The organism is Clostridium acetobutylicum ATCC 824, from assembly GCF_000008765.1.
Lineage (GTDB): Bacteria > Bacillota > Clostridia > Clostridiales > Clostridiaceae > Clostridium_S > Clostridium_S acetobutylicum.
This window is the reverse complement of record NC_003030.1, coordinates 1523454-1550110: the sequence shown is the minus strand read 5'-3', so window position 1 is coordinate 1550110 and position 26657 is coordinate 1523454. Positions and strand designations below refer to the sequence as shown.

At 32.0% G+C, this 26657-nt stretch carries 27 protein-coding genes and 1 riboswitch; of the genes, 2 read left to right on the top strand and 25 right to left on the bottom strand.

Annotated features, from left to right (window positions below; genetic code table 11):
* Positions 1–112: 112 nt before the first annotated feature.
* The 3 genes from CA_RS07385 to CA_RS07375 form a co-directional block, all read right to left on the bottom strand.
* On the bottom strand, positions 113–1534 hold the full coding sequence (locus CA_RS07385) for a glycoside hydrolase family 1 protein (RefSeq protein WP_010964714.1): 1422 nt from the start codon (positions 1532–1534) through the stop codon (positions 113–115).
* A gap of 144 nt (positions 1535–1678) precedes the next feature.
* Positions 1679–2410, bottom strand: coding sequence for a DeoR/GlpR family DNA-binding transcription regulator (locus tag CA_RS07380; RefSeq protein WP_241393159.1), 732 nt, complete (start codon positions 2408–2410; stop codon positions 1679–1681).
* A gap of 101 nt (positions 2411–2511) precedes the next feature.
* Positions 2512–3408 carry an MBL fold metallo-hydrolase gene (locus tag CA_RS07375; RefSeq protein WP_010964712.1) on the bottom strand — a complete coding sequence of 299 codons (897 nt, stop codon included), beginning with the start codon at positions 3406–3408 and terminating at the stop codon, positions 2512–2514.
* Between the two features lie 132 nt (positions 3409–3540).
* Here CA_RS07375 and CA_RS07370 point away from each other — a divergent pair, with 132 nt between their 5' ends.
* Positions 3541–4611 (top strand): acyltransferase family protein, encoded by a 1071-nt coding sequence (locus tag CA_RS07370; RefSeq protein ID WP_010964711.1) that lies wholly within the window; start codon positions 3541–3543, stop codon positions 4609–4611.
* Positions 4612–4676: 65 nt separating this feature from the next.
* Here CA_RS07370 and CA_RS07365 read toward each other — a convergent pair whose 3' ends face one another.
* The 14 genes from CA_RS07365 to CA_RS07300 form a co-directional block, all read right to left on the bottom strand.
* Positions 4677–5435 (bottom strand): ABC transporter ATP-binding protein, encoded by a 759-nt coding sequence (locus CA_RS07365; RefSeq protein ID WP_010964710.1) that lies wholly within the window; start codon positions 5433–5435, stop codon positions 4677–4679.
* The gene (locus CA_RS07360) at positions 5395–6396 is read right to left on the bottom strand and encodes an ABC transporter substrate-binding protein (RefSeq protein ID WP_010964709.1); all 1002 of its coding nucleotides are present in this window, start codon (positions 6394–6396) and stop codon (positions 5395–5397) included. The genes CA_RS07365 and CA_RS07360 overlap by 41 nt, the downstream gene beginning before the upstream one ends.
* 12 nt (positions 6397–6408) lie before the next feature.
* Positions 6409–7161 (bottom strand): ABC transporter permease, encoded by a 753-nt coding sequence (locus tag CA_RS07355; protein WP_010964708.1) that lies wholly within the window; start codon positions 7159–7161, stop codon positions 6409–6411.
* Entirely contained in the window at positions 7133–7426 is a 294-nt protein-coding gene (locus tag CA_RS07350; RefSeq protein ID WP_010964707.1) for a thiamine-binding protein, read from the bottom strand. Before CA_RS07350 ends, CA_RS07355 begins: the two co-directional genes overlap by 29 nt.
* Complete coding sequence (locus tag CA_RS07345; RefSeq protein ID WP_010964706.1) at positions 7423–8181, bottom strand: TatD family hydrolase; 759 nt, start codon at positions 8179–8181, stop codon at positions 7423–7425. Before CA_RS07345 ends, CA_RS07350 begins: the two co-directional genes overlap by 4 nt.
* A 54-nt stretch (positions 8182–8235) precedes the next feature.
* A riboswitch (TPP riboswitch) is annotated at positions 8236–8338 on the bottom strand.
* A gap of 87 nt (positions 8339–8425) precedes the next feature.
* The gene (gene purD, locus CA_RS07340; RefSeq protein WP_010964705.1) at positions 8426–9676 is read right to left on the bottom strand and encodes a phosphoribosylamine--glycine ligase; all 1251 of its coding nucleotides are present in this window, start codon (positions 9674–9676) and stop codon (positions 8426–8428) included.
* A 239-nt stretch (positions 9677–9915) separates the two neighbouring features.
* Positions 9916–11415 carry a bifunctional phosphoribosylaminoimidazolecarboxamide formyltransferase/IMP cyclohydrolase gene (gene purH / locus CA_RS07335; protein WP_010964704.1) on the bottom strand — a complete coding sequence of 500 codons (1500 nt, stop codon included), beginning with the start codon at positions 11413–11415 and terminating at the stop codon, positions 9916–9918.
* Between the two features lie 52 nt (positions 11416–11467).
* Positions 11468–12082 (bottom strand): phosphoribosylglycinamide formyltransferase, encoded by a 615-nt coding sequence (gene purN, locus CA_RS07330; RefSeq protein WP_010964703.1) that lies wholly within the window; start codon positions 12080–12082, stop codon positions 11468–11470.
* Positions 12070–13068 carry a phosphoribosylformylglycinamidine cyclo-ligase gene (purM, locus tag CA_RS07325; RefSeq protein WP_010964702.1) on the bottom strand — a complete coding sequence of 333 codons (999 nt, stop codon included), beginning with the start codon at positions 13066–13068 and terminating at the stop codon, positions 12070–12072. Before purM ends, purN begins: the two co-directional genes overlap by 13 nt.
* A 23-nt stretch (positions 13069–13091) precedes the next feature.
* Positions 13092–14519, bottom strand: coding sequence for an amidophosphoribosyltransferase (gene purF, locus CA_RS07320; RefSeq protein WP_010964701.1), 1428 nt, complete (start codon positions 14517–14519; stop codon positions 13092–13094).
* 104 nt (positions 14520–14623) lie between these two features.
* Positions 14624–15331, bottom strand: a complete 708-nt coding sequence (gene purC, locus CA_RS07315) for a phosphoribosylaminoimidazolesuccinocarboxamide synthase (RefSeq protein ID WP_010964700.1) — start codon at positions 15329–15331, stop codon at positions 14624–14626.
* Between the two features lies 1 nt (position 15332).
* Entirely contained in the window at positions 15333–15812 is a 480-nt protein-coding gene (gene purE, locus CA_RS07310) for a 5-(carboxyamino)imidazole ribonucleotide mutase (RefSeq protein ID WP_010964699.1), read from the bottom strand.
* 287 nt (positions 15813–16099) lie between these two features.
* Entirely contained in the window at positions 16100–18421 is a 2322-nt protein-coding gene (locus CA_RS07305; RefSeq protein WP_010964698.1) for an Ig-like domain-containing protein, read from the bottom strand.
* A 294-nt stretch (positions 18422–18715) separates the two neighbouring features.
* Positions 18716–19180, bottom strand: coding sequence for a cupin domain-containing protein (locus CA_RS07300; protein WP_010964697.1), 465 nt, complete (start codon positions 19178–19180; stop codon positions 18716–18718).
* A gap of 144 nt (positions 19181–19324) precedes the next feature.
* Here CA_RS07300 and CA_RS20180 point away from each other — a divergent pair, with 144 nt between their 5' ends.
* Entirely contained in the window at positions 19325–19504 is a 180-nt protein-coding gene (locus CA_RS20180) for a small, acid-soluble spore protein, alpha/beta type (RefSeq protein ID WP_241393161.1), read from the top strand.
* A 52-nt stretch (positions 19505–19556) separates the two neighbouring features.
* On the opposite strand, the gene CA_RS07290 is transcribed toward CA_RS20180, so the two are convergent.
* From CA_RS07290 to cobM, 8 genes are all read right to left on the bottom strand, one after another.
* On the bottom strand, positions 19557–21272 hold the full coding sequence (locus tag CA_RS07290; RefSeq protein ID WP_010964696.1) for a methyl-accepting chemotaxis protein: 1716 nt from the start codon (positions 21270–21272) through the stop codon (positions 19557–19559).
* A 413-nt stretch (positions 21273–21685) separates the two neighbouring features.
* Positions 21686–22417: an MBL fold metallo-hydrolase gene (locus CA_RS07285; RefSeq protein ID WP_010964695.1), complete on the bottom strand. Its 732-nt coding sequence runs from the start codon at positions 22415–22417 to the stop codon at positions 21686–21688.
* A gap of 29 nt (positions 22418–22446) precedes the next feature.
* Positions 22447–23022 carry an alpha-ribazole phosphatase gene (gene cobC, locus CA_RS07280; RefSeq protein ID WP_010964694.1) on the bottom strand — a complete coding sequence of 192 codons (576 nt, stop codon included), beginning with the start codon at positions 23020–23022 and terminating at the stop codon, positions 22447–22449.
* A 4-nt stretch (positions 23023–23026) separates the two neighbouring features.
* Positions 23027–23785 carry an adenosylcobinamide-GDP ribazoletransferase gene (gene cobS, locus CA_RS07275; protein WP_010964693.1) on the bottom strand — a complete coding sequence of 253 codons (759 nt, stop codon included), beginning with the start codon at positions 23783–23785 and terminating at the stop codon, positions 23027–23029.
* A 16-nt stretch (positions 23786–23801) separates the two neighbouring features.
* Complete coding sequence (gene cobU / locus CA_RS07270; RefSeq protein ID WP_010964692.1) at positions 23802–24359, bottom strand: bifunctional adenosylcobinamide kinase/adenosylcobinamide-phosphate guanylyltransferase; 558 nt, start codon at positions 24357–24359, stop codon at positions 23802–23804.
* Between the two features lie 17 nt (positions 24360–24376).
* Positions 24377–25093, bottom strand: coding sequence for a precorrin-3B C(17)-methyltransferase (cobJ, locus tag CA_RS07265; protein WP_010964691.1), 717 nt, complete (start codon positions 25091–25093; stop codon positions 24377–24379).
* Between the two features lie 12 nt (positions 25094–25105).
* Entirely contained in the window at positions 25106–25894 is a 789-nt protein-coding gene (locus CA_RS07260; protein ID WP_010964690.1) for a cobalt-precorrin-6A reductase, read from the bottom strand.
* On the bottom strand, positions 25891–26646 hold the full coding sequence (cobM, locus tag CA_RS07255; protein ID WP_010964689.1) for a precorrin-4 C(11)-methyltransferase: 756 nt from the start codon (positions 26644–26646) through the stop codon (positions 25891–25893). Before cobM ends, CA_RS07260 begins: the two co-directional genes overlap by 4 nt.
* Positions 26647–26657: the final 11 nt, after the last annotated feature.

Sequence of the window (26657 nt, the reverse complement as noted above, 5' to 3'; positions counted from 1 at the left end):
TAATTAGTCGTTTTTTGTTTTATACATACTAACTATTCAATCCAATCTTAATATGAATTAATTTTTTTGAAAAAGTCAGGTTAAAAATGCATCTTTTAACCTGACTGTATTACTACTCCAAATTTTCTCCATTTGAAGCTATCACCTTTTTATACCAATTAAAACTCTTCTTTGGTTTTCTTGCCATGGTTCCATTTCCATCATTATCTTTATCTACATATATAAAACCATACCTCTTTTTCATTTCTCCAGTTGATGCACTAACTAAATCTATACATCCCCACATAGTATATCCCATTAAATCAACACCGTTCTTAACGGCTTCTTCCATCTCAACTATGTGATCTCTTAAATAATCAATCCTGTAATCATCATTTATTGAGCCATCCTCTTCAATTACATCTACAGCTCCAAGTCCATTTTCCACTACCATAACAGGTATTTGATAGCGATCATAAATGTGATTTAGTGTCCATCTTAATCCTTTAGGATCTATTTGCCATCCCCAGTCAGATGATTTTAAGTATGGGTTCTTATATCCTCCAAGAAGATTTCCTGAAACCTCTTTATCATTCTTATCTGTGCTTACCAGATTTGACATATAGTAACTAAAAGAATAAAAGTCCACACAACCTTCTCTTAATATTTTTTCATCATCCTTCTCCATTTTTATTTCAATACCGTTCTCTTTGAAATAATTAAGAGCAAAGCCAGGGTAATATCCCCTTACTTGAACATCAGAGCATAACATATTATGTATCTGATCCTTTCTCTGGGTTTCAAGTACATCATCTGGATTACATGTTTTAGCATAATTACACATATAAGCTATCATACAGCCTATCTTAAAATTAGGATTTATCTCATGACCTAGTTTAACTGCTTTAGCACTTGCAACAAATTGATGATGAAGAGCTTGAAATCTAAGCTGAGCCTCACTATCACCCTCCTTTGGAATTATTCCTCCACCCATATAGGCACCAAACTGTGGAATTGTTAAGCAGTTTATTTCATTAAAAGTAAGCCAATACTTTACCTTATCTTTGTATCTATTAAATATAGTTTCACAATATCTTGTATAAAAATCAATTACTTCTCTACCTACCCATCCATTGTATTTCTCAGTTAAACCAAAAGGTGTTTCATAGTGTGATATAGTTACTAGTGGTTCAATATTATACTTTAAAAGTTCATCGAATACGTTATCATAGAATTGAAGTCCAGCCTCATTAGGTTCCTTATCATCTCCATTTGGAAATATTCTTGACCAAGCAATAGATAATCTAAAAGTTTTGAAACCCATTTCAGCAAATAATTTTATATCTTCTTTGTAATGGTGATAAAAATCAATTGCTTCATGACTTGGATAATAAGTTCCTTCTTCTAAAACAGGTGTAATACGTCTAGGTGTTGTATGTGTTCCTCCAGTCATCATATCTGCAGTACTTGGTCCCTTGCCATCTTCATTCCAGGCACCTTCAAATTGGTTAGCAGCTGTAGCTCCTCCCCACAAAAAGCCATCCTTCATTTTCATTTACAACACTTCCCATCAGTAATTATTTTGTATTCCTTATATGAACATTATAATTCAAAAAGTTCATATAGTCAACATAATAATTCATTTAATGAACTTTTTATTCTAAAAAAAGCCTCCACTACTTGTGGAGATACTCTTTTTTTAAGCAAGTATTACTTTAAGGCTCTCATCATCAAAATCAGTTTTTGAATCAGTTATAACAGGTAAATCTTCAAGCTTTGCATAGGTATAAAATTTCCTCACATTAAATTTTGAAGCATCTGCAAGAACATAACATGACTTTGAAGCTTTTATAACTGCCTTTTTTAATTTAACATCATCCATAAGATTAGTTTTAAAGCCCCCAATAGAATCTACCCCCATTGTTCCCAAAAATGATATATCAAAGTTCATCATACCTATTTTACTTTCCACGTCTTCGCTCATTATAAGGTTTCTTTCCTTTTTCGCATATCCTCCTAATACATAAGTATCTATATCCTTCTCAATTAATTTTTGTATGTGCATTATTCCATTTGTGACCACAGTAACATTTTTTGAAGCTATGTAATCAATTAAATAGTAGCATGTAGAACCAGAATCTATGAATATAAAATCATCATCCTTTATTAAACTAGCCGCTTTTTTTGCTATCTTTATTTTAGCTTCCTTATTTTCTCCAAAAATCTTTTCTATTATTTCCTTGCCTTCACTTCTATATTTAGCTATTTCAACTCCGCCTCTAGTCCTCTTTACAAGAGCTTTCTTTTCCATTTCTATAAGATCACGTCTAACCGTAGACCTAGATATATTAAAGGCATCCATCAATTCTTGAACTTCAGCCTCTTTATTTTCCTCTAAATACTTTAGGATTTTTTCCCATCTTTCAAACATAACCATTTTTATCACCTATTAAGCTAGAATGTTCATTTTGTTCATAATATGAATAAAATATTATCATTCTATTCATTCCTTGTCAATTATAATTGTAAATACTATTGTGGTTTTTTAAAATAATACAGCTTTCCATCCTCTATAGAGTACTGCAGTAAATTTTTATTATACAGCTGGGATACAAATGCAGAGACTGCTGAAAAATTTATATGATATTGATTAAAGTCCATAGACAGTTCATTTAATACAGCTAAATTTTCAAGTATATCCTCTCTAGTTAAAGGTACATCCAAAAGCTCCATTATTTGATTCTTGTAATTTTCTATATTATTTAAATTCTCATCTAAAAGCTTAACAAGCTGCTCTTTATCAATGAATTCATCAGAATGACTCATAACAAAATAATCTGCATCTATTTCTTTAAGTTTTTTTAAAGTTTCTTCTTCCTTGTCTACATCGTACAAATATGGAAGTGAGTATTTTTGAAGGGTTTCCTTAGAAAATACACTATCTCCTAAAAAACATACCTTCTCCCTTGTCACTATTCCTATTAAATCTACTGTATGTCCAGGAAGAGCTATAACTTCAAACTTTTCATCATTTATCTTATTCTCCCCTTCTTTTAAAACGTAATCTACCATTAAAGGTTTATTGCTTTTATGAAGCTCTTTTATTGCACTAGCTCCAAAAAGCCCTGTTGGATAAAGATGAATATTTTCCATACTCACCTTTTCTTTTTCTGAAGTATATATAAGGCAGCCCGGATAATTATTTTGGAAGTACGTATTTCCACCACAGTGATCTAAGTGATGATGAGTATTTACTATATATTTAGGATGTAGCCCGTTTTTTATGAGAACCTCGTCAATTTTTCTAGCATCACTGTTGTTCATTCCTGTATCTACTAAAAGGCAATTTTTATTTTTAAATACATAAACCCCTATATTAGTAGGGGCATTTATATAATAAGTATTTCCCTTTATTTTTTCTAATTCCATGTAATTATGAATTAAGATAGCATTTCAAGAAAAGCCGTCTTAATCCAATCACCTCCTTATGAGTAATAATTTCAAATATATTTCATAATATTTATAATACTTCTGTATATTAAAAGAAAGTACGGTGATATAATGCCAACTTTAACTTTCAAATTGATCTTCTCCTACAGAATTTTTATTTACTTACTAGTATTTGTTTTATTTCCTATACTACTTTTCTATAACTCTTCCTTATTAGGAGTTAAATCCTATAATCATGAGTTTCTATCAAAGAAATCTACAGATTGCATAAAAGGACTTTCCATTCTAGTGATAATTTTACACCATATATCACTTAGAATGCAACCTGTAGGATTTATGGGTATTTATACTTGTCTTGGTCATCTTGCTGTAAGTATGTTTTTATTTTTTTCAGGCTATGGTTTAATGGTTTCAAAGCTAAAAAAGAAAAACTATTTTAAGGGTTTCTTTTCAAAACGCCTAAGCAAAGTTTATTTACCTTTTGTAATAATAAACGCTATTACAATAATATTAACCTCATTAATCTTTGGTACTAAATTTAATCTAAAGGATATAATATTTTATCTTTCTGGATTATCCTTAATAGACTCGACACAATGGTTTGTAATAGCTATTCTAGTTTTTTATTTATGCTTTTATGTATGCTTTAAATTTCTTAGCACTAACCTAGCACAACATATTCTATTATTTCTTACCTTTGTATACTTTTTTGCTATGATATTTATGGGCTTTAGAGAATGGTGGTATAACACAGCTTTTTGCTTCCCACTGGGTGTATATGCTGCAATAAATTATGATGCTCTTACTAAATTCTTAGAAAAACATTATGTAAAAACACTTATTATAGCTTTAATAGCCTTTACGTTTTTCTTTTTCTTAGCACACATGTTACCATCAGCTATAATGCCTTTATACCAAACTATCGCTTCAATAATATTCGTATATTTAGTACTGTTATTTTTATTTAAATTTAGATTGTCTTCTAAACCTTTATTATTTCTTGGAAATATAGCCTACGAAATATACCTTGTTCATATGAAAATATTAGTAGCCTTTTTCAGCTTTATAGGTGCACGGGGAAGTTATATTGTATATCTTTATCTTATACTTGTTATAATAGTAGCCTTTTGCTTTAACAAACTGTTTAATTTAAATAAAAATAAAAAAGTGAAACTGACTTAATTTCTTTTCTACTTAATAATTTTATTTCAAAAAATCAATTTTAGCGGCGTCACCGCCGCTAAAACCTATAATAACCCAATTATTTGACTTTTGTATTCTAGTAATTCTTTTGAAAATCCTCTTTTTATTTTATCATCCATAAAAAATTCTATATTAAATTCCTTTTTAACAACTCCCGGTCTTGAACCTAATACATATATTCTATCAGATAAAAGTATAGCTTCTTCAATATCATGAGTTATAAAAAGTATCGTTCTCTTAAGCACATCCTTCATTTGTAAAATCCATTTCTGCATATTTCCCTTTGTTATGGAATCAAGTGCTCCAAAGGGTTCATCAAGAAGCATTATTTCACTTGAAGAAAGAAAGGTTCTAAGAAAACTTGCTCTTTGTTTCATTCCACCTGAAAGCTCATATGGATATTTATTCTCATATCCTTTAAGACCCATAATTTCAATATATTTTTTAGCTTCACTTCTAGATTCTTTTTTATTTTTACCTTTTAAGTCAAGTGGAAGTACCACATTATCAATAACTGTTTTCCAAGGAAGTAATAAATCCTTTTGCTGCATATAGCCTATATCACCCGAAACCTTAACTTCACCACTATCAGCATCTGTAAGAGCGGTTATTATATTAAATAACGTACTCTTTCCGCAGCCACTAGGTCCTAAAATCGAAACGAACTCTCCTGACTTTACATTAAGAGAAACATCTTTTAGTACAGTTTCTTCATCAAAGCTTTTTGTTACATTTTTAATATCTATAACAAGCTTACCAAAATTATTTTGATAAGAATTCATTTGTGAATGCATCTTTAACATTTAGCTCCTTCTTTATAAGACCCTTACTCTTTAGAAAATCAGCATAGTTCTTCCAAACACTAGATTTCATTTCTCCCCATTTTGACATATCATCTGCATAATGTGTTGCCATATATTTTTGACTCTCTACTGCCAATTTTTCATCTATCTCAGGCGCATATTTTCTTAGTATTTTTGCACTTTCTTCAGGATGCTTAGCAGCATATTGATATCCTTTTTTAGTAGCAAGCATGAATTTTTTAGCCTTAGCTGGATTTTCCTTTAATATTTTATTATTTGTTATTATTACAGGTGTATAGTAATCAAGAGCAGGATCTAAATCTTTAACTGCCACATAATCTAAATCAATACCTTTTAACTTAGCTTCAATTCCTGTCCAACCTTCAAATATCCACGCAAAATCAACATTCTTTTTCGTAGCTGCAAAATAATCATCGTTTCCTATATTAACTATTTTTAGTTTACTAAAATCTGCACCATTTTTCTCCATGATAGCTTTGATTACTGCTTCTTCTGAAGGTGAACCCCATCCTCCATAAACTTTTCCTTCTGCATCTTTAATTGATTTAATATTTTTGCTTTTAGGTGCTGCAAAACCAGAAGTATTATGCTGTAAAACAGCTGCAATGGTCTTAATTGGAAGTGGAGTTTTACCAGTTAACGCATAAGTTACATCCTCCTGATAGCTTACTCCAAAATCCCCCTTATTAGTTGCAATAAGGTCTGTAACACTTCCGCTTGAAGGCTGCTGAATTTTCACATCCAGACCCTCTTCTTTATAGTAGCCTTTATCTAATGCAACATACATTCCCGTATGGTTTGTATTTGGCGTCCAATCTAATATTACAGTTGTCTTATCCAATTTATTACTGCTTGAACTTCCATTAGATGTACATCCCGTTATAATCGCTGATGTCATAATAACCGCTGATATTAATGATAATATTTTTTTCTTTTTCACCTGAATCTCTCCTTATTTCCAATGAATTATTCTTTTTCCAATGAAATCTACAATATATATTAATACTATACTTATAATTACAATAACAACAATTGAGGCAAATACCTTATCAAGTGCATAGGCATTTTTAGCCCTTACCATATAAACGCCTATTCCTCCATCTCCTCCTAACCATTCACCTATTACTGCTGCCATAATCATGTAGGTGCAGGCTATTTTAATCCCAGAAAACAAATTTACCATAGCAGAAGGAAGTTTTAAATGATAAAAAATCTGAATTCTAGATGCCTTCATGCTCCTAAACAAATTTATATAATCCTTGTCAATCTTTTCAAAACCATCTATAAGACTTATTACTATAGGAAAAAAACATGTTATCACAACAACTATTATCTTAGGAAGCGGTCCAAAACCAAACCATATTATAAATAGTGGTGCAATAGCTATAGTTGGTATAGTTTGTGATATAACAATGATTGGATAAAGTGCTTTTCTAACAATCTGAAAACTATCCATTATAATAGCAAGTATAAAAGCGAAAATTATAGCAATAAAAAAACCTACAAGAGATTCATAAATTGTCACCTTTGTATTTTGCATTATAGTACCGAATTCACTAATTAATGTTAAGCATATATCCTTAGGTGATGGGATTACATACTCAGGTATTTTTCTAAAATCCACTATAAGCTGCCATAATATAATTACAGCAATTAGAGCAGCCACAGGATATACTTTATTCTTTATATTTTCCCACTTTTTCATTCATAGTCACGCCTTCAGCTTTATAATCAATCTTTACAACGGATGCAACTCTTTCTGAGCCCTCTTTAACACAAATTTCCTGTGCTTTTTTTACTATTTCAAGAAGTGTATCTAAATCACCCTCCATAGTAGTTTCCATAGGTCCAATTATATATTTTACACCTGAAGCCTTTATGTACTCTATTACCTTGTCAACTACCTCATAAAGTCTTTTTTCCTCAACAACAGGGAGTACCTGCAAACTCACATTAACAACTGGTTTCATAACGTTATTCCCTCTTTCCTTATTAGTGTTTTAAAATTATTTTCTATAACGCCTTTTACTTCCTCCTCCTGAATATTTTTTATTTTAGAGATTTCCTTTACTACATTTTTGATAACGTTTGGGTACCCATAATCTCCATTAACCCATTCAAGTGAGGTTGGACCATCTGTTTCTGTTAAAATTTTATCTATCGGAAGCAGCTGAACAATTTCCTTTGAGAGCTTAGAATATCCAATGTCCACACTTATAGTAAAATAGCAGCCATAGTCTAAAAGCTTTTTTAGAGTGTCCTTATCACCACTATACCAGTGAATTATAGGTGTTTTAAGTTCATACTTCTTTATATAGTTATATATTTCACTTTCTGCACCCTTCGTATGTATATTAGTTATTTTATTGTACTTTTTAGCTTCTTCTAGAAAATAAGTGAACACCCTTTTCATATGAGGATATTTTTCTTTTTCCTTAACCCATACGTAATCAAGGCCTATTTCTCCTATTATTTTGCTCTCTCTTATATACTCATCAAAACATTCAAGATTCTTAAAGTTTTCATGAGCTCTAGAAGGATGAATACCAAAACAAGGAATAATGTTTTTATTTTTCAAAGCTAGACTCTTTGTAAACTTGTAGCTTTTAGTGTCCATAGAACATCCAAGCGTTATTATATTGTCATTTTTTATAATGTCCAAAGCCTTATTTAATTTTTCTTGTTCCTCAAAAAAATCCAAATGGTTATGCGCATCTATAAACATTCCTTCTCCTTAATTTTGAAAAAAATAAAAGCACTACGAATATAGTGCTTTAAGTAATCATTTAAAAAGCTTTCCTTCGTCAGAATTAACCGAATCAGGTTCAAAGGGTTAAAGTTTTTTAACTTCTCTCAGCCAAAAGGCACCCCTAGCACTAAAATACATATGAAATTTTAATAACATATTTATGCTACCACTTATTTTTTCAAATGTAAATAGTTTTTTAATTTTATGTATATTTTCTTCTTTATTTAGATTTACCAATATCTTTTCTATAGTAAATACCGTCGAATTTAATTCTTTCTATATCTGTGTAAGCTTTTTTTATAGCCTCATCTAAAGTAATTCCTCTAGCTGAAGCGCATAGAACTCTTCCACCAGATGTCTTGTAAACTCCATTCTCTAATTTAACACCTGCACAAAATACTTTATCCCCTGCATCATCTATTCCACTTATTTCATAACCAGTACTATAATTTTTAGGATATCCTTTTGAAGCTGCTACAACACAGCATGCATTTCCATCGTACCACTCTATATCAAAATCAGAAAGTTTTTTATCCATTGCTGCATTTATTAAGTCAACAAAGTCGCTTTTCATAAGATATAAAACTACTTGTGTTTCTGGATCTCCAAGTCTTACATTGTACTCAAGAAGATACACACCCTTTTTAGTTATCATAAGCCCAAAAAATATTATTCCAGTAAAGTCCATTCTCTCTTCTTGAATTCCAATTAAAGTAGGCTTTAGAATTTCTTCTTCAAAGCTTTTAAGTACTTCTTCAGTACAATATGGATTTGGAGATATAGCTCCCATACCACCTGTATTTGGCCCTTTGTTACCATCAAAAATCTGTTTGTGATCCTTTGAGGATACAAAAGGAATTATTGCTTTTCCATCTGTAATTGATAAAATTGATGCTTCTACACCTTCTAGATATTCTTCAATTACAACCTTTTTCCCCGATCCTTTAAACACATCTTTAACCATAAAAGCTTTTATAGTCTCTTCCGCTAATTTATAATCCTCACAGATTACAACGCCTTTACCTGCTGCTAATCCATCCGCCTTTATAACTATAGGATAAGTACATTTTTTTAAATATTCTAGAGATTCCTCAGAATTTTCAAAAACCGCATATTCAGCTGTTTTTACATTATATTTTTTCATAAAGTCCTTAGAAAAAGACTTGCTTCCCTCAAGCTGTGCCCCTACCTTGCCAGGCCCAAATATTTTAAGTCCCTTTTCCTTAAACTCATTAACTATTCCATCTACAAGAGGAGCTTCTGGACCTACTACTGTTAAGTCTATATTATTTTTACTAGCAAATTCTATAAGCTCTTCTGTTTTCTCTAAGTTCACATTCTCACATTTATTTTCTTTAGCTGTTCCACCATTTCCAGGTGCACAATATATTCTCTCAACACTTTTATTTTGTGCCATTTTCCATGCCATAGCATGCTCTCTTCCCCCTGAACCTATGAGTAAAATCTTCATAACAAACCTCCAAATAATAAATTTAATGATATGTACACTATTAAAAATGACAAGTTTCAAGTGATAAGCTATAGTGGATTGATTTCTACAGCTCACCCTTTATCACTTGCCACTTTATTATGTTTACTATATGAAAAACAGATGTTAAAACTAACTTAATTAATCTATTTTTCATACTTAGAATTTCCTCTTAAATTGAATTTACAAGCATTTTAAAAGGAAATTCTATAACTTATAGACTAATGTTTAAAATGTCTTATACCTGTCATAACCATTGAAATTCCATATTTATTGCAGCCATCAATGGATTCCTGATCTCTTATAGAACCACCAGGTTGAATTATAGCTTTAATTCCATTTTTATGTGCCTCTTCTACTATATCGCCAAATGGGAAAAATGCGTCTGATGCAAGAACTGCTGCTCCTTTTCCTCTCTCCATAGCATCCTTAGCTGGCCAAATTCTGTTTACTTGACCTCCTCCAATTCCAACTGCTGCTCCATTTTTAACAACAACTATAGCATTGGATTTTACGTATTTTACTACCTTCATTCCAAAAATCATATCTCTCATTTCTTCATCTGTTGGTTTCTTATCTGTAACTACTTCCATTTTTTCAGTAAGTTTGTTATCTGCACTTTGAACAAGCATTGCACCATCTACCTTTGCAAGCTCGAAATTATCTGAAGGTTTTTCATTAGCTTTTATTACTCTAAGGTTTTTCTTAGATTTTAAAACTTCAAGTGCATCCGCTGTAAAGTCAGGTGCTATAACTATTTCAAGGAATATTTTAACCATTTCTTCTGCTGCAGGCTTATCTATAACTTTATTTAAAGCAACTATCCCTCCAAAAATCGAAGTATCATCACACTCAAAAGCTTTTTTATAAGCATCTAAAGGATTTTCTCCAATAGCAACGCCGCATGGACTATTGTGTTTTAAAGCACAGCATACAGTTTCATCGAATTCATTTACAACTTTCCAAGCTATATCCATATCTTTTATGTTATTATAAGAAAGTTCTTTTCCATTAAGTTGTTCAAAACCCTTCATTGCTCCATCTCCAAAAGCTGCCTCATAAAAAGCTGCTGTTTGATGAGGGTTTTCTCCATATCTTAAATCCATTTTCTTTTTGTAAGGTACGGCTAAGTACTCAGGATATTCATCTTCAAGAAGGAATCTACTGATTGCACCATCATAAGCCGACATTAAATTAAATACCTTACCAGCTAATCTTTTCTTTGTATTATAAGCTACTTCCCCGGTTTTTTCAATTTGATCTATTACATCATCATAATCATTTACATCTGTTAATACAACAACATCTTGAAAATTTTTAGCAGCTGCTCTTATCATAGTTGGACCACCGATATCTATAAATTCAACTTTCTCTTCAAAGCTTATGTTCTCTTTAACCTTGTCAAAGAAAGGATACAAATTAACAACTACCATATCAATTGGTGTTATTCCTTTATTCTTTATAGTGTCCATATGTTCTTTATTATCTCTTATTGCTAGAATTCCACCATGTATTTTAGGATGAAGTGTTTTTACTCTTCCATCAAGTATTTCATCAAAACCTGTAACCTCTGAAACCTCTATTACGGGAATACCATTTTCCTTAAGATGCTTATAGGTTCCACCTGTTGAAAGTATTTCTACACCTTTTTCATTTAAAAATTTTGCTAGCTTTAAAATCCCATTTTTATTAAATACGCTTATAAGTGCTCTTTTTATCATAATAAGTATTTTAACTTTTAAGAAAAAGCTAAAATAACTTCACTTCCTTTCCTTATTTAATAACTTTTACATGTCTTCCTTCTATTTGAACTTTTCCTTCTGATAATACCTTTACTGCCTCCGGAAGAAGCTTATGTTCTGCCTCTAAAACTCTTTTTTGAAGTGTATCTGGTGTATCAGTTGCGAGAACCTCTACCGCACTTTGAAGAATTATCGGTCCACTGTCTGTTCCTTCATCTACAAAATGAACAGTACAACCTGAAATTTTAACTCCGTACTCTATAGCTTTTTCATGAACCTTCATGCCATACATTCCATTTCCACAAAACGCTGGTATAAGGGAAGGATGTATATTTATTATCCTATTTTTAAATTTATTTAGCAAATCACCTTTTAGTATTGAAAGAAAACCCGCAAGGACTATTAAATCCACCTTTTTATAAAGCAATTTTAATACCTCATCACATACAGTTCCCTTATATTCTTTTCTATCAAAGGTATAACTTTTTATACCATGTTTCTTTGCTCTTTCTATTGCAAAAGCCCCTTTTTTATCGCTTATGACAGCCTCGATTATACAATTTTTTATATATCCTTCTTCAATGGCATCAATTATAGATTGAAGGTCTGTTCCGCCCCCTGACACGAGAACAGCTATTTTATACATACTCCACTACCTCCAGCTTTTACGTATCCAATTTCATATGCCTTTTCTCCAGATTCTTTAAGTGATGCTATTATTCCATCTTTATCTTCCTTTGCAGCACAAATGACAAAACCAATACCCATGTTAAACGTATTAAACGCGTGATTTTCATCTACCCCAAGTGACATTATATGCTTAAATATTTCTGGAATCTCAAGACTTTCCTTATTTATAACTGCTGTGAAGTCTCCTTTGAACATTCTTGGTATATTCTCATAAAAACCGCCCCCAGTTATATGAGCCATACCCTTTACATCAAAGCTTTCTAATACCTTCAATACAGGTTTTACATATATTTTTGTAGGAGTTAGTAAAACTTCTCCTATCTTCTTTCCATTAAATTCTTCATTAAAATCAGTTATTAGCTTCCTTACAAGTGAATATCCATTGCTGTGTATTCCAGAAGATGCTATACCAATAAGTACATTTCCATCTTCTATTTTACTTCCATCAATTATTTTATCCTTATCTACAAGTCCAACTGCAAAACCAGCTAAATCATATTCTCCTTCTTTATAGAAGCCTGGCATTTCTGCTGTTTCTCCACCAATAAGAGCACAACCTGCCTGGCTACAGCCTTCAGAAACTCCCTTAACTAAATCCGATGCAACTTCTGCTTCAAGCTTACCACAGGCTATATAATCTAAGAAAAACACTGGCTTTGCACCATGGCATAAAATATCATTAACACACATAGCTGTACAGTCTATTCCAACAGTATCATATTTTTTAGTAGCAAATGCAACTGCAAGCTTTGTACCAACACCATCTGTTCCAGATACTAAAACTGGATTCTTATATCCGCTTCCTATTTCAAACATTCCAGCAAAGCTTCCAAGATTATTTATAACTCCTGGAATAAAGGTTTTAGACGCATAATCTTTCATAAGCTTTACAGATTTGTATCCTTCTTCAATATTTACTCCACTATCCTTATATGTTACCATTTGTACACAACCTTTCAAAAATTTTAAGTTTCAAGTCTATCCTTATCAGCCTCAACTGGTGCTGACACTGGATATACACCATTAAAGCATCCAAGACAAAATTTTTTATCTTTTCCAAGGGTTTTTAAAAGAGCGTCTATACTTAAATATCCCAAACTATCTGCTCCTATAAAATCTCTTATTTCTTCAACTGTTTTATGTGCACCAATGAGGTCTTTTCTATAAGGAGTATCTATTCCAAAGTAGCATGGAAATTTTACTATAGGTGAAGACACCCTAAAATGTACTTCTTTTGCTCCAGCTTTACGTATAATATCCACAAGTCTCTTGCTTGTAGTTCCTCTAACTATGGAGTCATCTATTAAAACAACTCTTTTTCCCTCTATTATTGACTTCACAGGATTCAGCTTAACAGATACAGCTTTTTCCCTAAGTTCCTGTGTTGGAGCTATAAAGGTTCTACCTATGTATTTATTTTTTATCAGCCCCAAAGTATACGGTATCCCAGAAGCTCTAGCGTAACCAATTGCCGCTGGTATTCCTGAATCAGGTACTCCAATTACTATGTCTGCCTCTACAGGAGAATCCTTAAATAATTGTTCTCCAGCAAGTTCTCTTGATTTATTTACATCTATTCCATCTATTACACTGTCAGGTCTAGCAAAATAAATATATTCAAAAGCACAGGTTTCGCACTTTGTTTTTTCTGCAAAATTTATACTTCTAAGTCCGTCCTTATCAACTATTACTATTTCTCCAGGATTTACATCTCTAACAAACTCAGCACCTACAGTATCCAGTGCACAACTTTCAGAACAAATTATATAGCTATCATCAATTTTCCCAATACAAAGTGGTCTTATACCATTTGGATCTCTAACTCCTATTAATTTATCCTTTGTGAGAATTACAATAGCGTATGAACCTTTGATTGCTTGAATTGCATCCACAACTGCTTTCTCTATTCCCTTTTTAGCAGCTCTAGCTATAAGATTCAAGATAACTTCAGTATCAATGGAAGTTTGGAACATAGTGCCGCCATCCTGTAGAAGTTCTCTTATAACATCAGCATTAACTAGGTTACCATTATGAGCAATAGCAATAGACCCTAATTTAAAATTACTCATTATAGGCTGAGCATTGTTTGCATTACTTCCACCTGTTGTCGAGTATCTAACATGACCTATGGCAGAGCTTCCAACCAATGAATCTATAATTTCAGGATTGAACACATCTGCTACAAGCCCCATATTTTTATAAACACAAAGTTCTTTTCCATTGGATACAGCAATGCCTGCACTCTCCTGTCCCCTGTGTTGAAGAGCATATAAACCGTAGTAAGTTAGTCTAGAAGCATCTATATCTTTATTTGAAAAAATTCCAAATACACCGCATTCTTCTTTGAACTTATCCATATCTTCATTTTCAGCTGCGCACTGTTCTTTTATCATACCTATCTCCTTCTCTTTACTTTTTTAAAGATAAATAATTTAAATTGCAGTAGGTTAAATATAGGCTATAGTACTCTACTTAGCACAATAGCCTGATAAAATAGTTATTTTCCTGTTATTCTATTAAGTATTTCAACATAGGCTTCTTTTACATTACCCATATCTCTTCTAAATCTATCTTTATCTAATTTTTCATTTGTTTTTTCATCCCATAATCTGCAAGTGTCCGGTGATATTTCATCAGCAAGTAAAACTTCACCATTATATCTTCCAAATTCAATTTTAAAATCTATTAACTTTATTCCTTGCTTATGGAAGAACTCTTTAAGTACATCATTTACTGTCTTAGTTGCAGCATAGATTTTATCTAATTCTTCAAAAGTAGTTGCTCCTATAGCAACAGCGTGAGTATCATTTATAAGAGGATCTCCCAAAGCATCATCTTTATAAGATAATTCAAAAACTGTTGTCTTAAGCTCATAGCCTTCTTCAAGTCCAAGTCTTTTTGCCATACTTCCTGCTGCCACATTTCTAACTATTACTTCAAGAGGTACTATCTCAACCTTCTTACAAAGCTGTTCTCTATCGCTTAATTTCTTTTCAAAATGAGTTTTAACACCGTGTTTTTCTAACAATTCAAAAAGCATTGAAGTTATGTTATTATTAAGAACTCCCTTATCCTCTATTTGTCCTTTTTTTTCTCCATTAAATGCTGTAGCATCATCTTTATAATATATAACAACCTTTTCTGGGTCCTCTGTAGAATATACCTTCTTAGCTTTTCCTTCATACATCATTTCTTTTTTTTCCATTTTATAATTGCACTCCTTCTTCATTATCCTTTATAAAATTCTCTTTCATTTCTTGTCTGAATTTAACAAGCTTTTCTTTAATTTCAGGATATTTAATCGAAAGTATTTGGGCTGCAAGCATTCCTGCATTATAACTATTGTTGATACCTACGGTTGCAACCGGTATGTTTTTGGGCATTTGAACTATTGAAAACAAAGAATCAAGTCCGTCAATTGCCGCATTTATAGGAACTCCTATAACTGGAAGTGTAGTTTGAGAAGCTATAACTCCTGGAAGGTGAGCTGCTAGACCAGCACCTGCAATTATGCATTCAAATCCATCATTTTCAAGGCTCTTAATAACTTCACTTAATTTTTCTGGTACTCTGTGAGCCGATAATACATAAGCTTTGTATTCAACTCCAAATTCTTTAAGCGCAGTAGCTGCACCCTTCATTTTTTCAGTGTCTGATTTGCTTCCAAATATAATAGCAACTTTCATTGAACTGCCTCCTACTTAGAATTTGATTTATGAATTTTCTTCGTCAATGTAACTTTATGTTAGCATAATATTTTTCACAAGTCAATAACATTATACCATTTTATTTTTATAATGTTCGTATTGTCACTGTAAAATAAAGCTTTTATTTAATTAATGTTCGTGTTATTATGTTTATATTTGGATAACCTTTAATTTGATGTTAAACCTAATTTCTTATATAAAAAAGAGACATACTATAAAGACTTTTGTAATCTTTATGCATATCTCTTTTATTTATTCTCTAAAAGCTACTCGTGCATAAAATAAGCAAAAGGATCAAACTGTTGTGTAGCTACTAAACTTCTTATATGAACACTTCCGCTTTGATTATCAGCAACATAAGCTAAGGTATGATCGTCAGGATTTACCCAATCTAAAAACACATAAGTATGTGTAGGGCATGTATAGTCATCATCAACAGTAAAACATATACTTCCTGGCGTCAGCAAATCATAATCAATTTGTCTTGACCATCCAAGAGAAGCTAAAAAGTTCGTATAAACTCCTGTATTACACATGTCTGTAGGAACATTTATTCCTACCATTCTTAAGGCAGTGCTTGAAAAGTACACACAGTTATTACTTGTAATCCCCCCATGCAGCTGTATTGCCTTTTCATTTGTGCTCTGTATATTACAAGAAGGTCGCAGATATTCAGATAATTTATAATTTGTGGAGTTAAAAATTGAAGCTGTCACATTAGGTGATGAATTTATTGCATTACTCCCATCAGTTCCATTATCAAAATATACTTTTATTCTTATTCCTTGTATTCTAAGTCCTAGACCTGTTGAACCTGCTATTTCTCCATTACTAGCCCAATTAGTCCAACCTATACCTTGCACATCTACTTGATATTTTATACTAAAATTAGGGGCATTTATAAGCCTCATTTTTAAAGCTTCTATTCTAAGATTCTGTCCATCAGCTCCTGCCACAGCACCATCATAAACGCTGCTCATCCAGCCTATATTTTCAACATGAACCTCATATTCAACCTTTGCACCTTCAGGGGCATTTTCTAAATTCACTTGTATTCCTTCCATTTTAGCTGCTTGTCCACTTGTATCTATTATTGCCCCATCACTTACAGGATTTTCTGTTAAGGCGTTATCTTCAAATTTAGCCTTATACTGTACACTAAAATCCTTCACTATCCTGATTCTTAAAGCCTCAAGTCTTAAACCTTTATAAGGTGTGCCAGCAATTGCTCCATCACTTACCCAATCCTGCCATCCTATATTTTGAATTTGAGCTTGATACTGAACGTGATACCCCGGCATATTTAAAAGAGAAACCGTTATCGCCTCAATGTCCGCATTTGGTTCATCTGCATTGGATTCAGCCCCATCTCTAACAAGATAAGTCCACCCTCCATTTATAACCTTAGTACTATAGGTAATACCTGCTCCTTGTGGTGCATTTAAAAGTTCAATTTTAAATCCATGTGAGGATATTCCTTGTCCTACAGTACCTGAAACTTCTCCGTCACTAACTTTGTTTTGCCACCCACTACCATTTATATTTGCACTATATGACACAGATATTCCATCATTCTTAGGATTTAGAACTGTAACTGAGCAGGCAGCTGTTTTTCCACCATCTACTGTAGTTGCCGTTATTACAGCATTTCCAGCACTTACAGCCTTAATCTTTCCCGTAATATTATCAACCGATACAATTGAAGAATTTGATGATGTCCATCTTACAGCCTTTTCAGTGGCATTATCAGGTAGTATATTTGCACTTAATGTATCAAAGTCTCCTACCTTAAGATTATCAGTACTTTTATTTATGTTTACACTTGAAACATTATTGATGCTGCTAACTGTATAATTACAAGAAGCTATCTTATTACCGTCCACTGTAGTTGCTGTTATCGTAACTTCTCCAGCACTTACCCCTGTTACCTGTCCATTATCATCAACAGATGCAACTTCTGGATTAGATGATGTCCATTTTATAGTTTTAACTGCCGCATTTTCAGGAGTTATCATAGCTTTTAAGTTTTTATCAGTATTTCCAACAAACAAGGTATCCAATGTCTTGTTTAGAGATATAGACTCAACCCTAGCTGCCTTTACTATCCTTACCTGAAATGCTTCAAGCCTTAAGCTACTGCCAATAGTTCCTGCTATTTGACCGTCACTTACCCAAGGTTGCCATCCTAAATTTTCAACCTGTGCTCTGTACTCAACTGAATATCCAGGCATATTTACAAGAGACACCTTCATTGCCTCCACCCTTAAAGCCTGTCCAACAGTTCCTGCTATATTTCCTCCAGTCACTTCATTCTGCCACCCTAGATTTTCAACATGAGCTTGATACTTAATTTGAGCTCCATCTGGTGCATCTACAAGATTTATTTTAAAAGCCTCATCTCTTAAACCTTGTCCCACGGTACCAGATATCTGCTCTTGTGCTGCAGTGCTCTGCCATCCGATATTCTCTACTTGTGATTGATATGTAACTGTAGGCATTGCTATTTTGTCCGCCAATACTATTTTATTAGCACACAATAATAGAAAAAATACACCTATAGTAAAAGTGAATTTTAAAGCTTTTCTCATCTTACATCCCCCTTTTGTAAATCAATTTTCACTTATTGCTTTTCATTTACATAAGACGCTTTATGGATATTAAAGTATTTTTATACATTTATTACCTTTTTATCATAATATATATCTATTTTACTTATTAGTCAATAGGCTTTTTATCAATTCATCATCTTTATGTTCTTTTTAAGCTAAGGAATGTATTTCCACACTATATTATTTCTTAAAATTAAAGATACACGAAACTTCTCATTGTCTTTTAATAAGTATGCTTATCAAAACATACATTTATCTTCATGCTTATAAATATTAAGTATTGGGGTCCGATTTCCAACCTTTAATACTATCATCAATATTAAAAACTAAATTCTTATCTTTTATATAAACTACATTTTCATCAGGATATGTAATAACATCATCTTCTTCACGAGTACCTACATCAAGTATCTTGAGTATCACTTCTCCACTATTAATAAATTGATGTGCTGTACTCTTTCCTGCTGGAAAAGATATTACATCTCCTTCTCTCACTTTTACTTCTCTTCCATTTACTCTAAGTATCCCTTCTCCATCTATTATCATGAAAAATTCTTCCTTACTTGAATGACAATGATATTTTACGCTTTCTCCTCCCGGCTTTACATAATCTATATTTATATAAAATTTCTCTGTTCCAACAGCATCTCCTATTAATTCTGTTTTCAAATTAGATTTAAACTCAGGATCATATATATATTTCATATCAATATTATGAATATTTATTCTCTTATTCATACAACAATTTACTCCTTTATATTATGTGTTACACTTATGGTAATTATATTACTTGATATAATCTACTGCAATATTACTATTGTAATTTATTCTTTGAATATATTTATTATAAAAGTGAAATCTATAAAAAAGGAGATGATTAATATGTCTAGAAACCACCGAGTGCTAGTACCTGGAGCTAGAGGTGGGCTTCAAAAATTGAAAACAGAAGCCTCAAAAGAACTTGCTGAAAATAACATAACCAACCCAAATGATAAGCAGTATAATGTTGGTGGTCAAATGGTTAAAGATATGATAAAAAAAGTTGAAAAGAATATGAAATAATTCAAAAAAAATGTTCGCAACTTTAAACCTCTGCGAACATTTTTTATTATTATTAAGCTATCTTAAATTTGAGTACAACTTCATTAAGTTTTTGTGCAAGCTCTGCTTGATTCTGCGCCGTTAAAGCTACTTGTTCTGTTGCTTTTGTCACTTCATCAACGCTAAATTTTATTTCTTCTGCACGATTAGAAGATTTCTGTTGTGTCTCAGCCATACTCTCTGACGCATCGCTTACTTGTCCTATTGTTGCCGAAAGCTCTTCTGTCATTGCGGCTATTTCTTCTGATACATTATTTATAAAGTCAGAATCATTATAGTAACTCTTACCCATATTGCCAAAAAATTCAAACTGTTTACTTATATCTTCTCTCATGAATTTTAATATATCATTACTATTTGATGAAAGATTATCAAAAGCATCTTGAACCTTAACAATAGTATCATTAATTCCTGTTACTGATTCTGCTGACTGCTCTGCAAGTCGTCTAACCTCTTCCGCTACTACTGCAAATCCTTTTCCAACTTCGCCAGCTCTAGCAGCCTCTATTGCAGCGTTAAGTGCTAACAAATTTGTTTGTTCTGCAATGCTTGCAATAGTATCTGCCATCATTCTTATATTTCCTACTACTTTCCCATTTTCAATAGCCTCTAGTATCCTTTTCTCTTTTTGGGTATACAACGTTTTGCTCTCAGCTCTGACCTTATCTAGATGTTCAGTAACCTTATTTGCTTTTTCCTTTGAAGCACTAGAATTATTACTTCCATCCATAGCTTTTGAAGCTAATTCATTTATATTTGAATTAATTTCTTCAATAGAAGCGCTTATTTCTTCTGATGAAGCACTAGTATCCTGTATTCCTAATACTATAGTATTTATAGATTCATCTATAGCATTTGACTTTGAAGATAGTTCTTCTGATGTAGCTGAAAGTTCTTCGCTAGCCGCACTCATATCTTCAGAATTACTCATAATAATTTTAATTAAATCACTAACATTTTTCTGCGCATCATTAAGGGATTTTCCCACTTTTCCAAATTCATCACCACGAGTTACGACAATAGGTGTTGAAAAGTCAAACTCAGATAATCTTTCCGCTAAGCCCTTTATTTTTTTCAAAGGATCATTTATGTGTTTCGCCATAACTAATCCTAACAAAACAGAACCGATTACACTTATAATGACTACAATAATTGAAATTAAAAAAGCATTTTGATACACAACTTTACTGTTATCATAATCACTTTTTGCAAGTTTGGTATTAAGAGCAATCTCTTTATCCAAATATCCAAACATAGTATTTCTATAGCTTGAGGCTTTTGTAAAATATTCATTAGCCTTATCATAATCGCCTTTGTTTACAGCATCAACAAATTCACTTCTTGCAATTCCCCACTTTTTTAATTCTATATTCACTTGATTGAATAGTTTCCTGTCTTCTGCTATTACAATTGTGTTCTTATACTCATTAATAATTTTATTATCCTTATTTTCTAAATCAGAAATTTCTTTAATTAAATCATCTACTTTATCCTTGTTATTCTTATCTTTTAGCTTAAGCATATCAGCTCTTGTTTCCATAAAGTCTGCTTTTAACTGAATGAGGTCATTGGTTCCCTTAAGATCTACCTTGTATATATTTTGCAGATTACTAAACACAGTTTTAAGACTAGTTAATCCAACTATACCTACTATAATTGTAAATATAGAAATCACTCCAAATACTAAAATTAATTTTTTAAAAATTCTCATGTCATTAAAAATTCTCATCTTCCTTCTCTCCACCCTTATCTTTTATTTTATACATATTTTAGGATATTTAATTATTGAATTTTTCAAATAAATCATAAAATATATATCTCATTTCTATTACGATATTATCTCATATTTTTCGACATTTTTCAACATGTGGCTAAATTAGCTTATTATTATAATTAAGATAACTTTTATTATTAATACCATTCATTTTTAAGCTTTTTGTAAGCTTTACTTCTATAACTTCCTTGTCACATCTCAAAGCCTATTCTTCAACATATTTGTATCAATCTTAAAGCCTATACAAAGCAAATAAAATTAAAGCTTAGTTATAGAGCAAACTACACTTTAAGCTCTTATAACTAAGCTTTAATTAAAATCATAAAATAAATTTTACCAATGCCTGTCCATCTGAAAGTTACATTCTGTTACTTTATTAATTCTTTAATTCTCTCATTTACATTTCCTTTTACTAAACCACCATGATAGCAGATAACTGTTTCAATATCATATTTTGTGAGCTTTTCTAAGGATTTTTTACTTAAATTAGAATCGAAATCAAAAAGTGGGTCTGCTAACATAAGTACTCCATCTTGAGCTCCTAAGGCATCTCCTGCTATAAGTAGCTTACTTTTTTCAATATACAAACATATATGTCCAAATGTATGTCCTGGGGTCTGAATTACTTCAATTCCACCACAAAAAGGAAGTTTTTCGCCATCCTTCAAAGTTGTATTTACAGGTGACTTTGCCATTTCAAATCCAATTTTTAGCTTTTCACAGATTGCTCTAATCTGATCTGATGTATTCGCCTTATCCTGAAATTTTACTAATTTAAGAGGTGTTTTAGTTCCTTCTATATATGGTTTTTCCTCTTCATGTGAAAACACCTCTATTTTTTTGTTTGATTCCTTAATAATACTTGCTAGACTTCCAATATGATCAATGTCTTGATGAGTTAAAATAATTTTATTTACTTTGTCAAGGGCTACTCCTGCTTTTTCTACTGCCTCACGTATATAAGCTGACATCCCAGGAAATCCAGTATCAACTAAAACTACATTTTCTTCATCATAAAGAAGTGTTACGTTAATAACAGATTTTTTACCCATAACATTACTTTCTAATTCAAGCATTTCTACACCATCAACAATTTTCATTTATAAGTCCCCCCCAAAATATGTTTTTCTTAATCATTTAGGGATTTTAAAACAGCATAGCTATCTCTTACTTCTATTACCGTTATTCCGCAATTATTTGTAGCAAAATGCCAAGCTCCTTCAATTCCCATTTCAAGTAAATATGCTATAGTACTTCTTATTATACCACCATGAGTAACAATTAAAATAGAGCCTTCCATACCTTTTAACTTATTCATAAAATTTGAAACTCTTGTGTACATTTCCTTCGGCCCTTCACCTTGAGGAAAAACAAAGCTTTTCCAGTCACTAGACCATTTTTCACATTCATCTGGATATTTATCCTTTATCTCTTTATAAGAAAGATTATCCCACAGTCCAAAATTTATTTCCTTTAGTGCATCTTCATAAATTATATTGGTATCCCTTATTATTTTAGCAGTTGCTTTGGCTCTTTTAAGAGGACTGGATATTACAAAATCAAACTTTGTATCCCTTAATTTATCTCTCACCATTTCTGCTTCAGCTATACCTTTTTCATTCAATTCCACATCTGTCCATCCAAGATATTTTTTATTTCTGTTGCTGTCTGTTTCACCGTGTCTAACCAATGTTATTCTTAGCATTAAATCACCCTCTAAAATACAAAACTGCATATACTGTCATTAAATAAAATGTCTGGTTTAGCTCACATACTGCACCAAGGATATCTCCTGTAGCACCACCTATTTTTCTTGTGAAATATTTTATAAGTATTACAGCAGTTAATATAGGAAAAATCATTATTATGTATCCTCGGCTCAATCCAACTGATAAAAATATTACAGCATATAATATTATTCCAATTGCGAGCTCTTTAAGAGTGCAATAGTCTATAAATGACTTACCCATTCCCTCACCACGTCTTGCATAAGTGGATAAACTTGCACTAACTATAGAACCAAGCCTTCCTGCTACTGGAAAAAGAATAATAACTTTTACCATATATGCAGGATCAATTTCTGTTAATATAACATAGTTTAAAATAATAACAGAAATAACTGCAAGTACTGCATTTGTTCCCACTCTGCTATCACGCATTATTTCAAGAATTCTTTCTTTGGGTCTGTTTGAAAACACTCCATCAAAAGTATCCCCAAGACCGTCTAAATGAATTCCTCCTGTTAAAAAGATATATTCTATTAAGACTAATACTGCAGAGATTTTATAGAAAAATACTTTTACCAATAGCATATAGGTTACTCCCATTATTCCACCTATTATAAGTCCAACTATGGGAACTAGCGCTAAAGCCTTTCCAAAATCCTCTGTTGTAATATCACTCTCATATTTAATTGGTATTCTGGTCAAGAATTGAATCATCAAAATGAGCCTTCTGAAAAATGCCATTTCATCATCTCCAATATTATTTAATTTTCATAGGTATTCCTGAAATGCAAAGGTAAACTTCATCAGCCTTCTTTGCTAGCATCTGATTTACAAAACCAGCTATGTCCCTAAATAATCTACCTAATGGATATTCCGGAACTAAAGACATTCCAACCTCATTGGTAACTATAATAAATGGCATGTCTATGTTTTCTATCACTCTTATTAGCTTTTCTATTTCGTCTTCAACATATTTTTGTACCTTTTCTGCATCCCTTGTAGTTATGTTTTCTTCGCTAGGGAGTTTTTCAAAAATCAAATTTGTAACCATATTCGTTATACAATCGAGAAGTACTCCGCTTTTTCCCTTAGTTTCAATTAAAAGTTTTGAATCAAAATCTTTATATGCTTCCAAGGTACCCCAGTTTTTAGGTCTTCTCTCTCTGTGTTTTTTTACTCTCTCTTTCATTTCTTCATCAAAAGGCTTCGAGGTTGCTATATATAAAATATCTCCTCCTAAACTAATGGCAAGCTTTTCAGCATAAGAGCTTTTTCCGCTTCTAGCTCCTCCTGTTATAAAAATCAGTTTTCCCATTTAACTTCCTCCTAAAACTAAAGTTTATACCCTCTTGGCGTTATCATTATATTATCTTTCATAAAGGTATTACTATTTCCTATTATAACCATAGACATCATATCAACTTTTGTTTCATCAAAATCTTTAAGGGTGGATATAATAATCTCTTCTCCTTCTCTCATAGCATTCTTAACTATACCAACAGGAGTATTGTTCTTTCTGTATTTTCTTATGATATTAATACATTCTCTTAAGTAATACGGTCTTCCTTTGCTTCTTGGATTATAAAAAGAAATTACGAAATCACCTTCTGCTGCAAGTAAGACCCTCTTTTTTATTAAATCATAAGGTGTCATTAAATCACTTAAACTTATAGAACAGTTATCATGCATCAAAGGTGAACCTAATAGAGCAGCAGCTGCTATTGAGGATGTAACTCCTGGAATTATTTCAACTATCTCTTCCTTTTTCATTTCTAGAATAAGACCTGCCATACCGTATATACCAGAATCACCTGTACTTATTATAGAAACCACTTTATCTTTAGATAGTTCAAGAGCCCTTTTGCATCTATCAACTTCCTTCTTCATTCCGGTTTCAAATACTTCTTTTCCCTTAAGTAGTTCCTCAACCATCTTTATGTATTTTGTATATCCAACTATAACTTCACTTTCTTCTAACGCCCTTCTTGCCTTTAAAGTCATGTCCTGAAGACCACCAGGTCCAATTCCAACTACATATAATTTTCCCAAACTTATCCTCCTCTAATACACTTTATTGATTTTTATATAATTAACTAACTCATGTACTGTATAAAATACCTGCTTATAATTTTTCTTTTCTCTCTCAATTGCAAAAACATATATATCTTCTTCTAACGCAGCTTCTATCTTTTCTTCAGTTCCACCAGCTTTACCACTGTCTTTTAATATAATTGCTTTAGCATCATATTGATGTATAAAGCCTTTATTTAATTCAAGCCCAATGGGTCCTTTAATTGCAACTATATCCTCAACCTTAACTCCAAGCTTAAACAAGTTTTCTAAAACCTTAAGAGAAGGCAAAATTCTATGAACTACTCTAGAATTTATATCTGCTTTTACAAACTTTTCTACATTATTACCTCCTGTGGTATTTAAGATTACTGTTTCTTTTTTATTTAAACTCTTTGTACTCTTTATTCTTTCAATTATTTCCTCATAATCTTTAACAAAAATGACTTTTTCATTATTTTTATACTTCTCGGCAACTGATGGTCTTTCGTATCTCAAGTAACTTATATGAGTATCTTTACATATCTTAATGCAATTGTCAGATATCCTTGAAGCGTAAGGGTGAGAGGCATCTACTAAAAGTTTTACATTGTTTTCTAAGAGTAACTTTTTTAATTCTTCTTCCTCTAAAGGCTGTGTATTTAACTTTTTATATTTGTATTCCTTTAAAAGTTCACCACCATAACTAGTTGTTGTCGAAACCAATATATCAGAAGTGAAAACATTAAGCTCTTTTAGTATGACTTTTCCTTCAGAGGTACCTAATATTAAGGCTATCATTTCTTCTTACCTTCCCTATACATGTGAGTAAAATTTTTGTCATAAAGAAGGCTTTTAGAATAGTTAGAATCTATAAAATCTCCAACAAGTATTTGAGCACACTTTGTTATTCCCGCTTTTTTAACTTTATCTGTTATATCCTCTAGTGTTCCTATTATACTTCTTTCATCCTCCCAAGAAGCTCTTTCAATTATTGCAATTGGAACGTTTCTTTTGTAACCCTTTTTTAACTTTTCTACTACCTTTTCTATCATTCCCACGGATAAAAATATTGCCATTGATGCTCCAATAGACGCTAATTTTTCTATATCTTCGTTCTCTGGTACTGGGGTTCTTCCTTCAATTCTAGTTAAAATAACTGTTTGACTAACTCCCGGAAGGGTAAACTCTCTTTTTATGGCTGAAGCTGCTGCTGTAAAGGAACTAACTCCTGGTACAACCTCATAAGCTATGTTTCTTTTACCTAGTTCATCCATCTGTTCTTTTATAGCTCCGTATATAGAAGGATCTCCTGTATGAAGTCTAACTGTTATTTTATTTTCCACTTCTGCTTTTACAATAACTGAAATAACTTCCTCTAGTGTCATGTGAGCTGAATTATAAATCTTAACCTCTTTTTTGCAAAAATCCATGTGCTCCTTACTTACAAGAGAGCCTGCGTATATAACAATATCTGCTTTTTCTACTATTTTTCTTCCCTTTACTGTGATTAAATCCACATCGCCTGGTCCTGCTCCAATAAAATAAACCATAAAGTTCCTCC